Origin of the sequence: Synechococcus sp. R55.8, from assembly GCF_047461895.1 — a bacterium.
In the GTDB taxonomy this organism is placed as follows: Bacteria; Cyanobacteriota; Cyanobacteriia; order Thermostichales; family Thermostichaceae; genus Thermostichus.
In genome coordinates this window covers 1-2,075 of the sequence record NZ_JANSIB010000167.1, presented here as the reverse complement: position 1 = coordinate 2,075, position 2,075 = coordinate 1, and the positions used below count along the sequence as shown (strand labels likewise).

General features: G+C 57.9%; 3 protein-coding genes. All 3 read right to left on the bottom strand.

Features of this window, described 5'->3' with window-relative positions; all coding sequences use genetic code 11:
• Window positions 1-149: 149 nt before the first annotated feature.
• The 3 genes from accB to tsaB all read right to left on the bottom strand — a co-directional run bounded on the left by accB (window position 150) and on the right by tsaB (window position 1,994).
• The gene (gene accB / locus NW829_RS12140) at window positions 150-623 is read right to left on the bottom strand and encodes an acetyl-CoA carboxylase biotin carboxyl carrier protein (protein ID WP_011432092.1); all 474 of its coding nucleotides are present in this window, start codon (window positions 621-623) and stop codon (window positions 150-152) included.
• Between the two features lie 69 nt (window positions 624-692).
• Entirely contained in the window at window positions 693-1,250 is a 558-nt protein-coding gene (gene efp / locus NW829_RS12135) for an elongation factor P (protein ID WP_414335241.1), read from the bottom strand.
• Between the two features lie 36 nt (window positions 1,251-1,286).
• Complete coding sequence (tsaB, locus tag NW829_RS12130) at window positions 1,287-1,994, bottom strand: tRNA (adenosine(37)-N6)-threonylcarbamoyltransferase complex dimerization subunit type 1 TsaB (RefSeq protein ID WP_414417185.1); 708 nt, start codon at window positions 1,992-1,994, stop codon at window positions 1,287-1,289.
• Window positions 1,995-2,075 lie beyond the last annotated feature (81 nt).

Here is a 2,075-nt window from a genome sequence, read left to right as displayed (position 1 = left end):
CCTTTGCTCCATCCCATACTTCCCGGCTCTGGAAAACTGCCGGATACAGCGCTTCAACACCGACCACATCCCCTCAATCCGATTCAACTTTGGTGTATACACAGGCAAGGGAGATTGGGTCGCCAAAATCCGGTTTGCCCCCTTGCCCATCAAGCCGTGGGATCCAACCGCATCAACACCTGCCCAAACTCCACCGATTGCCCATTGCTCACCAAAATCTCGGTCACCACGCCTGCCGCTTCGGCCTCGATCTCGTTCATCAGCTTCATGGCCTCGATGATGCACAGGGTTTGGCCCTTGTTCACCCGTTGGCCAACCCGCACAAAGTCAGGTTCACCTGGAGCTGGGGCGCTGTAGAAAGTGCCCACCATTGGTGACGTCACGTCTATCCAATGGCTGGGGGTGGATTTGGGAGCAGTGGGAGGAGGGGGCGCTTCTGCAGGAGCAGGAGGAGGCGCAGAGGAGACAATAACCGGACTGGCGGGGGTGGAGGAGAGCTCAGTCGGGATCCCTTTGCGCAAGGTGAGGCGAAAATCTTTGAACTCCAGAGTTAGCTCGGTAACATCGCTCTCTTGCAGAGCGGCCAGGAGAAGACGAATTTCCTGCCAATTGACAACATCCAAGGGAAGGTTCACTCCTGATGCATCACCTGTCCACAACAGAAATCCATAACCGAAAAGGAGAGGGAGAACTCACTCCCGGCCCAGATAGGTGTCGGTGCGGGTATCGACCCGAATCCGTTCTCCAACCTTGATGAACAAAGGCACCTGGATCTCAGCACCGGTCTCCAGCTTGGCCGGCTTGGTTCCCCCAGTGGCGGTATCTCCTTTCACCCCTGGATCTGTTTCCACCACTTCCAGAACAACGGTGTTGGGCAGCTCCACATCGATCACCTGCCCATTCCAGCGCAAGATTGACACTTGCATGTTTTCTTTCAGATATTTCACGGCGGAGCCAATTTGGGCGGCGGTAATTGGAGCCTGCTCATAGGTCTCCATGTCCATAAACACCAAGTTGTCCCCTTCCGCGTAGAGATACTGCATCTCGACTTTTTCGATGGTGGCTGCGGGCAGGGTTTCACCGGCGCGGAAAGTCTTCTCCACAACGTTGCCAGTCTGCATGTTTTTGAGCTTGGTGCGCACAAAGGCTGCTCCCTTGCCGGGCTTCACATGCAGGAACTCGATCACCTTGTAGGGAGCTCCGTCAATTTCTACAGAGACGCCAGGGCGCAAATCGTTGCTTGAGATCATGTCAGCAGAGGGATCCGTTGCTTAGACTTCCCAATCTTACCGTGACGATGGGGCACTCCGTTCGCGCTGGGGAGGCGGAGTCCGATTCAGCCCTCTGAGATCAATCGGGGGCTGGCGACCGTAGAGGGGCAGCACCTCCTGCCACTGAGGGCGCAATCCGGCCCGAAAATCGGCGCGGGCCAATTCTGCCAACGCCACCACAGGTGCAGGATCCACAAAATCGGCGGCATTCACGGATAGAGCTTGCGGCCACTGTCGGAGAGTTGCCTGCCAAGCCTCTTCCTCCCAGAGCCGATCGGCCACTTCTGCAGCGACACCCTCTTCTGTCACCCGATACACGCCGCCATACCGCTCTCCTCGTTTGGCGTCCATCTGCACCGCCACCGTCAAGGGCTGGGGCGGGGATCCCTGCTCCTGCCACACCTGGCGGGCGAGGACGGCCAAAGCCGAGTAGCCAAACACGGGAATGCCCAGTTGCTGGCCCAGCAGACGGGCCACGCTCACCCCCAAACGGCTGCCCGTAAAGCTGCCCGGCCCCAAAGCTACAGCGATCGCAGCTATCTGCGACCAAGCCTGACCGGCCAAGAAGACTTTCAAGCAGGGGTGCAACTGCGCTGCCATCTCCCGATCCAGCCACCAGCTCTGACTGCGGGTTTCTCCCAGCCCCGGCTCCAACGGCAGCAGGGCCAGGCCCAAAACGGGCGTGGTGGTGTGGATCCCTAAAATCCAGCGGACAAGCGACATGGCCTCTCTCAGGATCAAAAAAGGTAGTTGACGAAACTTAACGGATGTTTTAAGTTTAGGTTGTCAATCTTCGCGCTTCCT

Coding starts and splice junctions, on each gene's coding strand:
- efp (WP_414335241.1), bottom strand. CDS start 1,250: ATGATCTCAAGCAACGATTTGCGCCCTGGCGTCTCTGTAGAAATTGAC.
- tsaB (WP_414417185.1), bottom strand. CDS start 1,994: ATGTCGCTTGTCCGCTGGATTTTAGGGATCCACACCACCACGCCCGTT.